Raw genomic sequence first — 15,040 nt, forward strand, 5'->3', positions numbered from 1 at the left:
GATTTCCGGTCGAACCCAATCAAACCGAACGGTCGTGCAGACGGATCTGTCCGATGTTACTGACGAACTTCGATTCACTCGCTCCGCTCGCGCTGCGACTCGTCCGATTTGCCACTACCGTTCGGCAAACCACCGTCGGATGCGAAGCGCCCGACGAGGCATCATTCACTCCGTTCATGATACCACTCCCCGAACTTCGCCAGCGCGCGCCCCCGATGCGAGATGGCGTTCTTCTCGTCGACACCCATCTCGGCCATCGTCGTTCCCTCGTGTTCGAAGATCGGGTCGTAGCCGAACCCGCCCTCGCCGCGCGGCGGCACGATACGCCCTCTGACCGTCCCCTCGAAGAGTTTGACTGGCACGCCCGCTCCGCTCTCGTCCTCGTCGCCTGCGGCCGCGAGCGCGCGGTTCTCTCTGTCCACCGGGTCGGGACTCGCCGCAAAGTCCTCGCCGTCGCAGTAGGCGAGCACACACCGGAAGGCCGCCCGTCGGGTTTCCTCCTCGGCGACGAGTCGCTGGACGCGCTCGATGCCGAGGGTGTCCTCGACGTACGAGGAGTACGGGCCGGGAAACCCCTCCAATGCATCGACGAACAATCCGGCATCGTCGACGAGGACGGGTTCGCCCGCTTCCCGGTAGGCCTCGCGCGCGCCGTGGGCCGCGACCGTGCCGATGTCCGAACTCTGGATTTCGGTGTAGTCGTACTCGAACTGCTCGCACTCGATGTACTCCCGGGCCTCGCGGACCTTTCCCTCGTTGGTCGTCACGTACCGGAGCATGGCCGCTCTCGGCGAGTCGGGGAGAAGTAGCCGTCGGTCCCGCAGTGGTCGGATTAATCGACGATGACTTCGACCGGTTCCTCGTCGTCGTAGGTCTCGCTCTCGCTACGGTTCTCGTGGGCGAGCAGCGCGGCCGCGACCGCGAGGACGACCCACGACCGCCAGTTGGCGAGGTTGAGGGTGTAACCGACGCCGAACGGTTTCTTCACCAGCATGTCGTCGCCGGGCTGCCAGTACGCCGACAGCATCCGCCCGAGGCTCGGACGGTTGAAGTTGTACGGGACGCCGAATATCTCGCCGGAGGGTGGCTTGTCGTCTGCCATGTCACCCACTACGACCGCCCCCGTTAAGTGATTTACTGGTAGCGGCCCCGCCCCTCGATGGCCCGAAGGCGCTCTCGCACGTCGTCGTCACCCGCCTCGGCGTACGCCGCCTCGAAGCTCTCGCAAAGCGATTCGGGGTCTTCTGCCGTGCCCGCAAGCGACTGCTCGAAGACGTGCAGGTCCATCGCGTGGTCCTCGACGTCGTCGGTGTAGTGGCCGAGACCGAAGTCGATGAGATACGTTCGGTCGTCGCCGTCCGAGCTGCTCACGCGGGCGTTGCGCGTCGTCGGGTCGCCGTGGACGATACCCGCCCCGTGTAGCGTCGCGAGATGGTTGGCGACCGCACGCACACGGTTTTCGCCCTCCTTCGAGTCGAGCACCGCGCGGAGGTCTGCGTCCCCGACGTACTCGACGGTCAACTGGGCTTCCTGCGTATCGACGTCGCGGACGAGCGGCGTGGGCACGCCCTGCCGGCGCGCGTCGCTCGTGAGGCGCGCTTCGAGGACGACGCGCTCGCGGCGCAGTCGCTCGTCGAGCGCCGGGTGGCGGTACGACTTCGGCAGGCGGCGCTTTCGCACGCGTTCGCCGTCGATTTCGACCACCGCTTCGGCCCCCTGCACTACATCGTCTGGACTTTCCTTCCGCTGCGTTTCGACGTTCTCGTGCCACGTCACGGGCACCTGATCGGGCCGGAATCCCGCATCGACCCGCGAGTCGGCGACTGCGATGGTGTCCCCTGCTCGAACTATCTTCGCGCCGAGTACGGCGATCATCCCTGCATTGTCGCGCAGGAAGCGGTCTTCCGGGGTGAAGAAATCGACGCCGCGGGCCTCGCACATCTCGCCGAGCATCGCCCGAAGGCGCGCGTTCTGGCCGACGCCACCGCCCAAAACGAGTTCGGTAGAGGAGGTGAGTGAGAGCGCGCGTTCTGCCACTTCGGTGAGCATCGCGAACGTCGTCTCTTGGAGGGAAAAACAGACGTCTTCGACCCGTCTTCCATCGTCGATAGTTTCTTTGGCGGCGCTCGTGATTCCCGAAAACGAAAAGTCCATCCCGGTGACGACGTAGGGCAGTTCGATATACTCGCCGTCGCGGGCGGCGCGTTCGATCTTCGGGCCGCCGGGATGGGACCAGCCCACGTGACGAGTGAACTTATCGAGCGCGTTGCCGATGCCCGTGTCCATCGTCTCGCCGAGCACGCGATAGCGGCCGTTCCGAAAGGCCAGCACGTGGGCGTTCGCGCCGCTTGCGTTCAGACACACAGGCGAGTCGAAGCCCGAGCGATGCCGGCCGATTTCGGCGTGGGCGAGCATGTGATTCACCCCGACGAGCGGCACGTCGAGCGAGAGCGCGAGCGCGCGGGCGGCCGTGCCCGCGATGCGCAGGCAGGGACCCAGCCCCGGCCCACGGGAGAACGCGACCGCATCGACCGACTCGGTCTCGTCGAGAACGTCCTCGACGACCGCCGGAATGGCCTCGCGCATGTGCTCGGCAGCCTCGCGCGGATGGAGGCCGCCGCTGTCGGGCTGGTACGCATCAGAGATGATCGACACGTCGCCGGTCTCGGTGTCGTAGAGCGCCGCGCTCGCCGCCCACGCGGTACCCTCGATGCCGAGCACGCGCATATCCTCGCTCACGGCTCCGTCGTCGCCGCTCGCGTTTTCACGATGCAGCTCGCCTCGGCTCGGTCCATCGCCTCAGTTCCACTCGGTGTAGCCACAGCGCCCGCAATGCACGCGGTCGTCGTGAGCGGCGAGGTAAGCGTCGCCACAGCGGGGGCACTGCTCGCGGTCGGTGGTCCCGTCCTCGCCGTAGAGTTCGTGGCGGGCCATCAGGCTTCCTCCGCCTCGGCGCTCGCCTCGTCGTCGTCTTCCTCGTCGACGCCGATCTTGTTGCGTTCGAGCATGTAGGTCTGTTCGACCTCGCGGGCGTCGTCGGCGGAATCGTAGACCTTCGCATAGCCGAGGGTCTTCCGCATCCCGAACTTCGTGTCGAGTTCGTGGACGACGACCTCGCCGGCGTCCTTGTTGAGTCGCGCGGCGAGGCTGTCACGCACCGACAGGCGCGACGGCGTCGCCTCGTCGTGGGTGAGTTCGAAGCGCACGTCGGTCCGATGGAGCATGGGGTTTTCCTCCTCTCGGATGATTTCGATGTCCATGTTGGCCGATACTCTTCCTGTCGCGGCCAAAAGGATTTCGAGTCGCGAAGCCGAACGCCACGCCGCAATCGATTTCGTCGCCCCGTGTGCTAGTCAACGAACAGCCGAATGTCGTTCAGCACGTCGTTGTCCTCCTCACCCGGCAGGTCGAGCGTCGCGGTGTCGCGCCACGTTGGAATCCAGCCTTGCCCCGACTCCGCTGGGATGTCGCCATTCCCATCGGGCGACGCGGCGAAGACGACATCGTAGCCCGTCGTCTCTTCACCTCCCCCGGAACGGTAAGTGTTGTGACGCACTCGGCGCACATCGTCGACGGTGACTGCAACGCCGGTCGAATCCGTGACTGTCGCCCGCGTGGTCGCTACCCACCCCTCAGTCGGGGCCACCTGCCCGTAGGGCATCGTCGGATACGGTGCGTCCTCGTGCTCCAAGAGCAGGAGCCGACCGTCCGCGTCGGTGACGCCCGCGATGGCCATTCCCGCGATGGATTCGTACAGCTCGAAATGACTCTGATGCTCTTCGGGCGGCATTTCATTGAACTCGACATCCTCGCGCTCGCGCAGGGTCTCGGGGTCGGTGAGTTCGTCCATGATGCTGACGCTCGGTCTCGTCGTTCGCTGCCCCGCTCGCACGACGAACGAGCCGTCCTCACCACTACCGCCGCTGCACACCAATCTATCGGTCGAAAACCCACCCAGACTATTCACTATAATTCTGATTTGGCTGGGGTGCTACTCCCGTTTCGACCGAGCGCTCCCGCGAGCCACCCCGCAATCGCAAACGAAACCAGCCCGGTCACACCGGCGATGAGGGCCGGCGTCAACTGCGACGAGCCGACGAGCACCAGCAGCGCGAACGAAAACGCCAGCAGTCCCGCCACGACCAGCGCGCCAGCCACCCCCAGTCGCCAGCCGGGGACCTCGTCGCCCGTCAACGAGCGGAGGAGCTGGCTGATGACACCGCCGGCCACGCCCAGTCCGACCAGATACGCATAAAACAACACGTCAAAATTCGAGCCTGCGGAGCCGGACGCCGCTTCGAGGGTATCGAAGCCCACGATGAGGAGATACCCCGGAATCTGCACGGGCTGGAACTCGACGAACGCCAGACCGTACAGTCCGACGACGACCACCGTCGCAACCACGACATCGCGGGCGAATGACACGGAACGACGACGGTTCATACGACAGTTAATAATTCAATCGACAAACCATTTTCGGACGACACGGCTGCTTTGGTGTCCTGCCTCGAAAGACACCCGTCAGCGACTACCGAGTATGTCCCGTAGTCGCTCGTCGTCGCCGTCCATCCGTGAAAGTAGCTCGCGCGCTCGTGTTCGCGCCTCCGTATCGACCGGGACGTGGACCATCCCCTCGCCGGGTTGGCCATAGACGACGCTCGCGCCATTCGGGGCGACCACGAGCGCCGGGAGCGTCGCCAAATCCTCCTCGCCATCGACGACGACGACCGTTTTTTCGCTCCGCTCGACGCCCGTCCGGAGCGCGCGCAGGAGTTCCTCGGAGAGTCCTGCCGCCGGATTCGTCACGTCGATGCGCTCGTCGTAGCCTGCGATGTCCGGGCGTTCGGTCTCGGCCAGCGCCTCGCGTTCGGTCACCCAGTCGAGAACCGCGAGGTCCGGGCGCACGCCGGCGCGGGTGAGATGGCGCGTGACGACATCGCCGACCGCGATGACTGGCTCGCCGAGGTCGGGACTGAGACGGTTCGCGTCGGTATGGATGGGGCCGAGGGGGTCTTTGAACGCGCCGCGCAGGTCGTCGGGCAGCGTGAGCACCACGTCCGGTTCGCTCTCGCCGCCGGCCACGCTAGCGCACCTTTAGGGCATAGCGGCCGGGTTCGGTGACCTCCATCTCGCTTGCGATCTCGCTCGTTTCGGGGTGGGCGATGACCACGTAGCCCGCCCAGTCCTCGGTCAGGCTCGACGACCCACAGGCCGGACAGGTCTGCTGGTCGGGCGAATCGAGCACGCGATGGCATTCACGGCAGACTCGTCTCGTCGCCATGCTCACTCACCCGCCGCGGCGGTCTCGCGCTCCTCGCGGAGCCAGCCGTGTTTGCCCAATCCCACTTGCTTCGCCGTGAGGCCGATCTTCGAGTCTCTGGGATTGCGCTCGTCGATGCTCTTGGTGACGATGCGCGCCCGCACGGCGTCGCCCACTCCCAGCGTTTGGTTCGACTCCCGGGAGGCGAGCATCTGACCGTCTTCGTCGAAGGCGAGATACTCATCGCTTATCTGTGAGACGTGGAGCAGGCCGTCGATGGGTCCGATGCCGACGAACGCACCGAAGTTGACGATTTCGACGACCTCGCCGTCGATGACCTCCTGCATCTGCGGGTCGAAGGTGACGGCGTCGAACTCCGCCTCGTAGTAGACCGACCCCTCGTGGTCGCGCCGACCGGGCGGCACGCGCCCGTCGCCGATGTCGTGGACTTCGGTGACGCTGACGATGCTGCCCACCTCCTCGTCCAGCCGGCCTTCGAGCTTGTCCTGTAGCAGTCGTTTCACCATCCCCGCGGAGACGTCCGCGAGCAGCTGTGGCGGTACCTCTACCGTGTCCGTGAGTCTAACTCGTTTGTACATTATGGCTCCGTTATCGCAAGCGTGTTGTTCCCGCGCAGTCCGATGACCGGAACGCCGCGTTCGAGGATTCGCTCTGCCAGCGGGCGGTCGTTGGTACAGACCAGCTCGCAATCCTCGCCGGCGAGTTCGACGCAGGCGTCGTCGGCGCTCGTCGCCTCGTGGGCGAGGGGCCGACAGCGCTCGCTCAGGTCGAGACCGACGCTCGCCGCGACGGCCTCGTCGCCGTGGCTGCCGGCCAACTCGTCGAGTTCGCCCAAGACCGCTTGCGGCACGAGGGGTTCGGGCGTGGTGAGCAGGCGGTCGAGTTCCTCGAACACCCGCACATTGCATTCGACCGGCATCATCAGCGCGTTCGTGTCCATGAGCACTCTCATTCGGTCAGCGTGCCGATGCCGATGAGCCGCCAGCGCGCGCCGACCCGGCGGTTGATGGCGATGTTCGCGCCCGCGGCCGCACACACCGGTCGCTTGAGCGCGACCTCGCATTCGTCGTCGCGCGCGCTCGTGACCGAGCCAACCGTGGTGGCGGTTCCCACCGTCAACATCAGCGGCTCACCGGTCGAGACAGGTTCGATGTCCTCGCCCTCGGTCCCGTCGGCGCTGGCGACGATGCGGTCGAGCAGCGAGACCTCCATCGTGAACGACTCCCGGGTGGGTGGCAGCGACCCCGGTGGGCCGGCGACTTGTCCCGCTAATCCATCGCCTTTCGTGAGGCTCGGGTCGAGTCCCGTACCGACCCCCAGCAGTCCGCCGGGCGTCACGCTGTCGACGGACTCGCCGCCGGCCTGCAACGAGCGCACGTCGGTGGTGATGGGCTGCCACTCGGCCTGTCCCCCGTGTTCGACCTCGCGGCCCGGCCGGAGTTCGAGGTCATCGCCCGCGGTGAGTTCGCCGGCGACGAGACTCCCACCTAAGACGCCGCCCAGCAACTCGTCGGCCCGAGTCCCCGGTCGGTTGATGTCGAAACTCCGCGCGACGTGCAGGCGCGCATCGGCCTCCGGGTCGCGTTCCGGCGTCGGGATTTCCTCTTCGATGGCCTGAATCAACAGGTCGAGATTGGCCTCCTGACCGGCGCTCACGGGGACGACGGGTGCGTCCTCGGCGACGGTGCCCGCGACGAACTCTTGGATTTCCTCGTAGTTCGTACGCGCGCGGTCGCTATCGACGAGGTCGACCTTGTTCTGGGCGATGACGATGTTCTCGATACCGATGGAGTCGAGCGCCATCAGGTGTTCTTGGGTCTGGGCCTGTGGCACGGTTTCAGTGGCGCTCACGACGAGCACCGCGCCGTCCATGATGGATGCTCCCGACAGCATCGTCGCCATCAGCGTCTCGTGGCCCGGTGCGTCGACGAACGACACAGTACGAAGGGGTTCGCTCTCGCTGCTGTCCGGGCACTCCTCGGCAACGGTGTAGCGTTCGGGGGCGTCCATTCCGGGACATTCTCTAAATGTGGCGTCGGCGTAGCCGAGCCGGATGGAGATGCCGCGCTTCATCTCCTCGGAGTGCTGGTCGGTCCACGAGCCGCTCAACGCCTGCACGAGGGTCGTCTTGCCGTGGTCGACGTGGCCGACCAGCCCGATGTTCACCTCCGGTTGTTGGTGGTTCCGTGTCATCTCGAAAGTAATAGGATAGCTACGCCCCGAGTCGTTCATAAACCTGCTGTTCCATCTATCCCGGCCGCCGCCCGACGACGGACGCACCGGCCATCACCGGGGAAACGGTTATGTTTCGCGCTCCGAAACCGTAATTTCATGGCGGATTCGCCGGACCGCGAGCGGCTGATTGCTGCGTTCAAACACCTTTCGAGCCTCCTCGTTCCGCTCGTCGTGCTCGCGGTGTTCGCCGTCGCTGCTGTCGCGCTCGCGCTCTTCGTCTTCGACCCGCTCATGTTTCAGGCCGCGGCCGGTTCCCCACAGAACGCCATCGCCGAGGAGGCGAGCGTCTTCGAATCGACGACCACCGCCGCCGGCTGTACGCCCGACGCGAGCGACAACGCCTCCGTCGAGGGCTATCGCCTGCTCGGCGCGCGCCACCTCTCGGTCACGGGCAACGTGAGTCTGCCGGATGCCTCCTACACGCTCACCGAACCGACCATCAGCAAGCGCTCGCCGGGGACGTTCGTGCTCTCGGTGGATGCCGAACGCACCGACGCCGCCAACCGGAGCTGTCGCGGGCTGGCACGCTACACCGCGAAGGTCGAACTCCCCTACGGCGTGAACGACTACGAGTTCGTCGTCCGCCACGGCACGAACCGTACCCTCCGCGTCATCGAGCGCTCGTGAGACTCAGATGCTGATTCGGCACGAAATTGGGTCCGAATTCGGAAAACGTTGATACGTGTTTTGTGAGTGGGTAATGGTGTGCGCAAGCACGACAAAACCATGACCGACGACCCCACCAACGACACGAGTCGCACAGCACAGGACGACTGGGAGTTCGACCGCAGCGACGGCGACGCGGACGGCGGGAGCAACCCGCTCGGACGCATCGGTGCCGAACTCCGCTCGCGGCGGGACTTCCTCTCGAACACCGCGAAGGTCGGAGCCGGAGCCGCCGCCCTCGGCGCGCTCGGCAGCGGCACCGCCGCGGCCGCCCACGGCGAGCAGCCATACTCCGACTCGGACTACGAGGACGCAAACGAGTTCGGCTACGGCGCGCTCACCGATGTCGAGATCATCAGGTTCGCGCTAATGCTCGAACGCCTCGAAGCCACGTTCTACACCGAGGCAGTCGGAACCGCGCCGGTCGGCAAGATGGGCACGGCGAACAATGACGACGGCGGTCAGCTGAGTGAAACGGAGGTCGAGCGCTCGGACATCGCGGCGCAGCTCGCCAACCCGTCGATGCGGTACTCGACGTTCCAGCGCATCCAGCAGGTCCGCGACCACGAGCAGGCCCACGTCAAAGCGCTCGAAGGCGTGCTCAAGGCGGTCGGAAGCGATCCGGACTTCGCTAGCGGTGTCACGTTCCAGTTCCCCTACGACTCCGTCGAGAAGTTCTACGACCTCGCGCAGGTGTTCGAGGACACCGGAGCCGGGGCCTACACCGCCGCCGCGCCCGCCGTCGACACCGAGAAGTACCTCGCGTCGGCCGCCCAAATCCTCGCTGTCGAGGCCCGCCACGCGAGCTACTTCCGGACGCTCAACAACCCGCTTCCCGCCGGAACGGGCGCGCTGAATCCGTTCCCGAACGCCTTCCAGCAGAAACTGAGCGTGAGCACGGTCGCAGAGCGGGTCCTGCCCTTCGTCGAGGGCGTCGACGAGGTGTCCCAGGTCGTCGCGTTGGTCCAGACCGACTCCTAACGCGATCCGGAGCGACGAGCATCCTCGATATCCGTTTTTTGTTGGCACGCCATCCAGTCGTGATACTGTCGGACGGAATTGCGTGAAGACCGGGTTTCGAGAATCCACGACAACGAGAGAACTTTCGTGTAGCGAGTTTTCGATCAGTTCCGTCCGGCAGTATGAGGGGAGCGTGTTGCCCCCGTGCGAGAGTTGAAGGCCCGCGACCGATTGGTTCGGACGTGGCATTCGATTCCCAACAAGTGGAGACGGTGACGTTCGATTCGTACAGCACCCTCGTGGACGTCGAGAGCGTCGAGTGCGCGCTCGCCGAGCACGTCGAGAACCCAGAACCGATTTCGACGCTCTGGCGCGAGCGCTCGCTCGCCTATACTTTCGTTTCCGGTGACATTGACGCCTATCAACCCTTCTACGAGGTCCTCCGCGACGCACTGTCGGCCGCCCTCGCTGCCCACGATGTCGACCTCGCCGAGGACGAACGCGAGACGATTCTCGAACAGTATCACGACCTCGACGTGTTCGACGACGTCCGAGACGGTATCGAACGATTGCGCGACGGCGGCTACGACTGCTACGTGGTCTCGAACGGGAATCCCGACATGCTCGATTCGATGGTCGAGGGTGCGGACATCGGCGACCTCGTCGAGGATACGGTGAGCGCCGACGAGATACGAAGCTTCAAGCCCGATTCGGCGATCTATCGCCACGCCGCCGGGAGAACCGGAACGCCAATCGGGGCAATCGCCCACGTCTCCGCTGGCTGGTTCGACGTGCAGGGGGCAAGCCACGCCGGCATGCAGGGCGTGTGGGTCGACCGCGATACCCAAGAGTGGGAGCCGTTCGACGGCGACCCTGCCCTCACCATCGGGAGCTTTCACGACCTCGCCGACGAACTCGGCGTCTGAGTCGCATTCTCGGCCGAAGCCGCGAGCGCGACGCTTTTGGCGTGCTGGCCCTTCCATCCCGTGTGCGCGAGTTCGCGTTCGAGCTGGCGCTGTGTGCCAGCCTCGAAGCCGACGTCGAAGGTGTCGTGAGCCGCCAGCTCGGCGTGAGCCTGTACGGCAACCGGGTGATGGACGTCGTCCACGTCGAACCTGGTCCGGATTTCGATGCCCGGGCGCGACTCACGCCCCACGAAATCCCCGCAGCGGCCATCGAGAGCCGCGTCGGCGTCGGTACGGCGCGCTACTGGAAGGACGCCTTCGACTGTCGTCCCGAGCGCGCGCGAACCGCGACCGAGCGCGCGCTCGACATCGGCTTTTTCGACGCCGAGCGAGGCGGTGGCCGCGAGTACGTCCGCCAGACGGCGCGCTATCCCGACGACTGGTTCGACAGGCTAGTGGGCATCGAGAACAAGCCGGACCTCGCTAATCCGGGCGACCTCGAAACCCAGCTTCGCCGTGACGTGAGCCTCGGACTGCTCGACGAGGTGATTCTGGCGACCGCCTCGCATGTGACGGGCGCGCATCTGAACCGGATTCCCGAAGCGGTGGGCGTCTGGCGGTTCGACCCCGAGAACGAAACGCGGGAGGTGTTGCGCGAGCCGACACCCCTCTCGCCGACGGAGCCGGGTATCGAAATCGGGACGCGAGGAGCGGCGAAGACCCCGATACGGCCGGTAAACTCCACGGAAAAGGCCCGGATGCGCCGGCGGATCGCCGAGCGCGCCTACGGGAAGGGCTGGCGCACCTACGACTTTCCGGCCTGCGAGCGGGCCGAAAACGGCACGCTCGCGGGCACGCGTGGGCTGCCGTACTGCGAGTGGAAGGGCCGGTTCGTCCATCCGGCGGCCGAATGCGGCGTCGGGTGTGCGGGCCACGAACCAGCCGACCCGCCCGACGTGGACCTCGATGGCGAGCGCGACCGCCGCACGCCGTGGGTGGCCGACCCCGAGGGCGGGCAACGCCGGCAGGCGGGACTCGATAGTTTTTCGTGAAGAGTGTCCTCGATGCTGGTCGTCGCTCCCGCCCGACTGTTGATTTCTCACCACAACAGTTATGTCGGCAAACGCCGAACAGCGATATGCCACAGAACGCAGAAAACCCAGCACGGGATTGAAGCCACGACCGTTTCAGCAGCGACCATGCCGCACGGTGACGATGCAACCGACATCTACCAATGGCCAATCCCGACGACACCGAATCAAGTCATGTCGAACAGCTACTCGACCAAACGTTCGAATTTGACGACGATACCAGCATCCATGCAACCGCGTGGAACGTTCCCGCGACCGACGCGTATCCCGACGGTATCCACTACCGGTTCCACTTCGGCTCGCCCGACGGAACCATCATCCGGTACGACAACGCACACGATGGACGACACGAACGGCACAGCCCCGATGGCAGTATCGAACCGGTCGATTTTCCCGGGGTCGTCGAACTTTACGAACGATTCCTCGATGAGGTGGCCGAATGGAGAAGCGAACGGTGAAACCGATACGGTGGTCGAACAGAACATCCATGACTGAACCAGAATCCGACAGTGGGCGCTCGGAAACCGAACGAATCCTCGAAATCCGTGTACAGGATTTCGACTCGTTCACAGCTGCGAGCACCGCGGCACTCGAAGAAGCAGTAACGACCCGCGAGGGAGAATCGAGCGTTCTCGCCTTCGAGACGCCACGGCAAGCGCTTCGACTGCTCAGTGACGCACGCTTCGTGCTACTGGAAGCAATTCGTGCGGAAAAGCCCGAAAGCATCCGCGAACTCGCGCGACTAGTCGAGAGGGACGTAAGTGTCGTCCACAGCGATCTCGAACTCCTTGCCGACCACGGCATCGTTGAGTTTCATCAGGAGGGCCGCAACAAGCGACCGACTGTCGCCTATGAAGAGATCCGGATCAATGTCGATCTCTCGTTTGATTCCGGGACTGACTCGGAAACGCTTGCCCACCCCTGAGTTCCATGCCAGTTTGTGGCGAGCCTCACATAGTACATAAACAACTCGTGTAGGACACTACCATGAATCAGTAACACACTCATGTATCACGTTTTGACCATCTCCTTCCGATGCTTTTATGTAGAAGTCCATTCAATCGGTAGGTGACTATGGCTCAGCAGATGGGTAACCAGCCCCTCATCGTACTCTCGGACGACTCTCAGCGAACCTCCGGGAAGGACGCACAGTCGATGAACATCACCGCGGGTCAGGCGGTTGCCGAGGCCGTCCGCACGACGCTCGGCCCGAAAGGGATGGACAAGATGCTCGTCTCCGACGCGGGCGACGTCGTCGTCACGAACGACGGCGTCACCATCCTGAAGGAGATGGACATCGAGCATCCGGCGGCGAACATGATCGTCGAAGTCGCCGAGACCCAAGAGGACGAGGTCGGCGACGGCACGACGACCGCAGTGGTCGAGGCCGGCGAACTCCTCGAAAAGGCCGAGGACCTCCTCGACCAGGACATCCACGCGACCACGCTCGCACAGGGCTACCGCGAGGCCGCCGAAGAGGCCAAATCGATCCTCGAAGACACCGCCATCGATGTCGACGAGTCCGATACAGACACTTTGGAGCAGATCGCCGCGACGGCGATGACGGGCAAGGGAGCCGAAAGCTCCCGCGACCTGCTCGCCGAACTCGTCGTCGACGCCGTGACCGCCATCAGCGACGACGAGGGCATCGATACCGACAACATCCAGGTCGAGAAGGCCGTCGGCGGCAGCGTCGACGAATCCGAACTCGTCGAGGGCGTCATCGTGGACAAAGAGCGCGTCCACGACAACATGCCCTACTTCAAGGAGGACGCCAACGTCGCGCTGCTCGACAGCGCACTGGAGGTCAAGGAGACCGAGATCGACGCCGAGGTCAACGTCACCGACCCCGACCAGCTCCAGGAGTTCATGGACCAGGAGGAAGCCCAGTTGGAGGAGATGGTCGAGCAGCTCGTCGATGTCGGCGCTGACGTCGTCTTCTGTCAGGACGGCATCGACGACATGGCCCAGCACTACCTCGCCCAAGAGGGGATTCTGGCCGTCCGCCGCGCCAAATCCAGCGACATGGGCCGGCTGGCCCGCTCGACCGGCGCACGCATCGTCTCGAACCTCGACGACATCGAGGAGTCGGACCTCGGCTTTGCGGGTTCGGTCGCCGAACGCGATATCGCGGGCGACCAGCGCATCTTCGTCGAGGACGTCGAGGACGCAAAGGCCGTGACGCTCATCCTGCGTGGCGGCACCGAGCACGTCGTCGACGAGATCGAGCGCGCCATCGAGGACTCGTTGGGTGTGGTGCGCGTCACGCTCGAAGACGGCAAGGTGCTGCCCGGCGGCGGTGCACCCGAGACCGAACTCTCCTTGGGTCTCCGTGATTATGCCGACAGCGTGGGCGGCCGCGAGCAGCTCGCCGTCGAGTCCTTCGCCGATGCCATCGACGTCATCCCGCGCACGCTCGCCGAAAATGCAGGGTTGGACCCCATCGACTCGCTCGTCGAACTCCGCAGCCAGCACGACGGCGGCAGCGACACCATGGGCTTGGACGCCTACACCGGCGAAGTCGTCGACATGGAAGCAGACGGCGTCGTCGAGCCGCTCCGTGTCAAGACCCAAGCCATCGAATCGGCCACCGAGGCCGCCGTGATGATTCTCCGCATCGACGACGTCATCGCTGCGGGCGACCTCAAGGGCGGCCAGACCGACGATGGCGACGACGGCGGCCCGCCCGCCGGCGGCGCACCCGGCGGCATGGGAGGCATGGGCGGTATGGGTGGCATGGGCGGTATGGGTGGCATGGGCGGCATGATGTAACCCCACTTTTTGCTTCACTCGCGGGCCGAAGGCCCGCTCGCTCGCAAAAACTCGGGGAAAAGACCGCACCGCAACCGCACTGCGACCGTTCCGCAACCACACCGCGGACGCAACCGCACCACGACCGCACCGCCGAAGCCCTCGGCCCGCGATGCGGGCCTCGCCCTTCATCCGCCAGGGGAGTAGTGTTCCCTTCGGTTTGTGGTCGTGTCGCACCGCGGCCGCGACCGCGTTGCATCGCAACCACTCGGCGAACGACGCCGATTCCCGTTTTTCAGCACCTAGCCAGCGACGCTTTGGGCCTGTAGCTCGTCGATACAGCCGTGACCCACCGCTTGCGCCTCGAAAACCCTGAGTATGCCGAGCTGGTACTCGCGGTGGTGGTCGTTTGGGGCGTCTGCGACGGTCTCTCGATGGTTCTGGCCGCGGAGTTCGCGGGGAGGCAGCTGGAGGCGAACCCGCTCATGCGAGCCTTGCTGGCGACGCCGCCGCTCGCACTCGCGGTCAAACTTGGTGGCGTACTGGCGGCGGGCGCGCTCGCACTCGCTGGCGAGCGATTCATCAGGACTGTGCCGGGTTGGCGCGTCTGGTTCGCCGTGCTTATCGGCGTCGGCATCGCCGTCACGACGCTGAACCTGCTGGTCGCGTTCGCGCTCGTCTAGTCCGTACTGAGTTCGAACTGCTCGTGTTCGCTCACGGTGTTGAGCACGATGTTCGTGTTCGATTCGTTGATGTCGGGGTCGGTGAGCAGGGCCTTGATGCGGTCGTTCATGTCGTCGGTGTCCCTGAATTTGCCGATGGCGACGACGTCGTGGTCGCCGGTCACCTCGTAGACCGACACCATCTGGTCGTGGTCGCGCAGGCGCTCAGTGATGTCCGGCAGCGAACTTCCCTCGACTTTGAGCTGGATAATCGCCGTCACGTCGTAGCCGAGACCGCCGTAGTCGATGACCGGCGCGTAGCCACGAATCACGCCGCTCGTTTCGAGGTCCGAGAGGTGATTCGATATCGTGGTGACCGAAACGTCGAGGTCGTCGGCGAGACTCCGCAAACTCGCTCGGCCGTCGTCGAGGAGTGCGTTCACCAGTTCCGTATCCAGATTTTCGTACGTCATCGTGCTCCCGTACCCA

At 64.9% G+C, this 15,040-nt stretch carries 21 protein-coding genes; 8 read left to right on the forward strand and 13 right to left on the reverse strand.

Annotation, left to right across the window (positions count from 1 at the left end; translation table 11 throughout):
* Positions 1 to 161: 161 nt before the first annotated feature.
* From ACQUQO_RS05610 to ACQUQO_RS05665, 12 genes are all read right to left on the reverse strand, one after another.
* Positions 162 to 779 (reverse strand): non-canonical purine NTP pyrophosphatase, encoded by a 618-nt coding sequence (locus ACQUQO_RS05610; RefSeq protein ID WP_435076982.1) that lies wholly within the window; start codon positions 777 to 779, stop codon positions 162 to 164.
* 53 nt (positions 780 to 832) lie between these two features.
* Positions 833 to 1,102 (reverse strand): DUF5808 domain-containing protein, encoded by a 270-nt coding sequence (locus ACQUQO_RS05615; protein WP_435076983.1) that lies wholly within the window; start codon positions 1,100 to 1,102, stop codon positions 833 to 835.
* Positions 1,103 to 1,134: 32 nt separating this feature from the next.
* Positions 1,135 to 2,727 carry a bifunctional N(6)-L-threonylcarbamoyladenine synthase/serine/threonine protein kinase gene (locus tag ACQUQO_RS05620; protein WP_435077113.1) on the reverse strand — a complete coding sequence of 531 codons (1,593 nt, stop codon included), beginning with the start codon at positions 2,725 to 2,727 and terminating at the stop codon, positions 1,135 to 1,137.
* Between the two features lie 72 nt (positions 2,728 to 2,799).
* On the reverse strand, positions 2,800 to 2,934 hold the full coding sequence (locus ACQUQO_RS05625) for a 30S ribosomal protein S27ae (RefSeq protein WP_435076984.1): 135 nt from the start codon (positions 2,932 to 2,934) through the stop codon (positions 2,800 to 2,802).
* The gene (locus ACQUQO_RS05630) at positions 2,934 to 3,260 is read right to left on the reverse strand and encodes a 30S ribosomal protein S24e (RefSeq protein WP_435076985.1); all 327 of its coding nucleotides are present in this window, start codon (positions 3,258 to 3,260) and stop codon (positions 2,934 to 2,936) included. The genes ACQUQO_RS05625 and ACQUQO_RS05630 overlap by 1 nt, the downstream gene beginning before the upstream one ends.
* Positions 3,261 to 3,349: 89 nt before the next feature.
* Positions 3,350 to 3,967 carry a hypothetical protein gene (locus ACQUQO_RS05635; RefSeq protein WP_435076986.1) on the reverse strand — a complete coding sequence of 206 codons (618 nt, stop codon included), beginning with the start codon at positions 3,965 to 3,967 and terminating at the stop codon, positions 3,350 to 3,352.
* On the reverse strand, positions 3,967 to 4,425 hold the full coding sequence (locus ACQUQO_RS05640) for a hypothetical protein (RefSeq protein WP_435076987.1): 459 nt from the start codon (positions 4,423 to 4,425) through the stop codon (positions 3,967 to 3,969). Before ACQUQO_RS05640 ends, ACQUQO_RS05635 begins: the two co-directional genes overlap by 1 nt.
* 96 nt (positions 4,426 to 4,521) lie before the next feature.
* Positions 4,522 to 5,082, reverse strand: coding sequence for a GTP-dependent dephospho-CoA kinase family protein (locus ACQUQO_RS05645; RefSeq protein ID WP_435076988.1), 561 nt, complete (start codon positions 5,080 to 5,082; stop codon positions 4,522 to 4,524).
* Position 5,083: 1 nt separating this feature from the next.
* The gene (gene spt4 / locus ACQUQO_RS05650) at positions 5,084 to 5,281 is read right to left on the reverse strand and encodes a transcription elongation factor subunit Spt4 (protein WP_435076989.1); all 198 of its coding nucleotides are present in this window, start codon (positions 5,279 to 5,281) and stop codon (positions 5,084 to 5,086) included.
* Positions 5,282 to 5,283: 2 nt separating this feature from the next.
* A complete protein-coding gene (locus ACQUQO_RS05655) occupies positions 5,284 to 5,859 on the reverse strand; it encodes a DNA-directed RNA polymerase (RefSeq protein ID WP_435076990.1) in 576 nt (191 codons plus the stop codon).
* Positions 5,859 to 6,233, reverse strand: coding sequence for a PIN domain-containing protein (locus ACQUQO_RS05660; RefSeq protein WP_435076991.1), 375 nt, complete (start codon positions 6,231 to 6,233; stop codon positions 5,859 to 5,861). The genes ACQUQO_RS05655 and ACQUQO_RS05660 overlap by 1 nt, the downstream gene beginning before the upstream one ends.
* Positions 6,230 to 7,474, reverse strand: coding sequence for a translation initiation factor IF-2 subunit gamma (locus ACQUQO_RS05665; RefSeq protein ID WP_435076992.1), 1,245 nt, complete (start codon positions 7,472 to 7,474; stop codon positions 6,230 to 6,232). Before ACQUQO_RS05665 ends, ACQUQO_RS05660 begins: the two co-directional genes overlap by 4 nt.
* A gap of 138 nt (positions 7,475 to 7,612) precedes the next feature.
* Here ACQUQO_RS05665 and ACQUQO_RS05670 point away from each other — a divergent pair, with 138 nt between their 5' ends.
* From ACQUQO_RS05670 to ACQUQO_RS05705, 8 genes are all read left to right on the forward strand, one after another.
* Positions 7,613 to 8,143, forward strand: coding sequence for a hypothetical protein (locus ACQUQO_RS05670; protein WP_435076993.1), 531 nt, complete (start codon positions 7,613 to 7,615; stop codon positions 8,141 to 8,143).
* 78 nt (positions 8,144 to 8,221) lie between these two features.
* The gene (locus tag ACQUQO_RS05675) at positions 8,222 to 9,163 is read left to right on the forward strand and encodes a ferritin-like domain-containing protein (RefSeq protein WP_435076994.1); all 942 of its coding nucleotides are present in this window, start codon (positions 8,222 to 8,224) and stop codon (positions 9,161 to 9,163) included.
* A 221-nt stretch (positions 9,164 to 9,384) separates the two neighbouring features.
* Positions 9,385 to 10,068 carry a haloacid dehalogenase type II gene (locus tag ACQUQO_RS05680; protein WP_435076995.1) on the forward strand — a complete coding sequence of 228 codons (684 nt, stop codon included), beginning with the start codon at positions 9,385 to 9,387 and terminating at the stop codon, positions 10,066 to 10,068.
* A gap of 62 nt (positions 10,069 to 10,130) precedes the next feature.
* The gene (locus ACQUQO_RS05685) at positions 10,131 to 11,099 is read left to right on the forward strand and encodes a DUF5787 family protein (protein ID WP_435076996.1); all 969 of its coding nucleotides are present in this window, start codon (positions 10,131 to 10,133) and stop codon (positions 11,097 to 11,099) included.
* Between the two features lie 182 nt (positions 11,100 to 11,281).
* Positions 11,282 to 11,596, forward strand: a complete 315-nt coding sequence (locus ACQUQO_RS05690; protein ID WP_435076997.1) for a toxin-antitoxin system TumE family protein — start codon at positions 11,282 to 11,284, stop codon at positions 11,594 to 11,596.
* 29 nt (positions 11,597 to 11,625) lie between these two features.
* Positions 11,626 to 12,063 (forward strand): transcriptional regulator, encoded by a 438-nt coding sequence (locus tag ACQUQO_RS05695; RefSeq protein WP_435076998.1) that lies wholly within the window; start codon positions 11,626 to 11,628, stop codon positions 12,061 to 12,063.
* A gap of 161 nt (positions 12,064 to 12,224) precedes the next feature.
* A complete protein-coding gene (gene thsA, locus ACQUQO_RS05700; RefSeq protein WP_435076999.1) occupies positions 12,225 to 13,910 on the forward strand; it encodes a thermosome subunit alpha in 1,686 nt (561 codons plus the stop codon).
* A gap of 323 nt (positions 13,911 to 14,233) precedes the next feature.
* The gene (locus ACQUQO_RS05705; protein ID WP_435077000.1) at positions 14,234 to 14,572 is read left to right on the forward strand and encodes a hypothetical protein; all 339 of its coding nucleotides are present in this window, start codon (positions 14,234 to 14,236) and stop codon (positions 14,570 to 14,572) included.
* Here the strand turns inward: ACQUQO_RS05705 and lrp are convergent.
* Complete coding sequence (lrp, locus tag ACQUQO_RS05710) at positions 14,569 to 15,024, reverse strand: HTH-type transcriptional regulator Lrp (protein WP_435077001.1); 456 nt, start codon at positions 15,022 to 15,024, stop codon at positions 14,569 to 14,571. The genes ACQUQO_RS05705 and lrp overlap by 4 nt on opposite strands.
* Positions 15,025 to 15,040 lie beyond the last annotated feature (16 nt).

The sequence above is a fragment of the Halococcus sp. AFM35 genome (genome assembly GCF_051195015.1).
Classification (GTDB): Archaea; Halobacteriota; Halobacteria; order Halobacteriales; family Halococcaceae; genus Halococcus.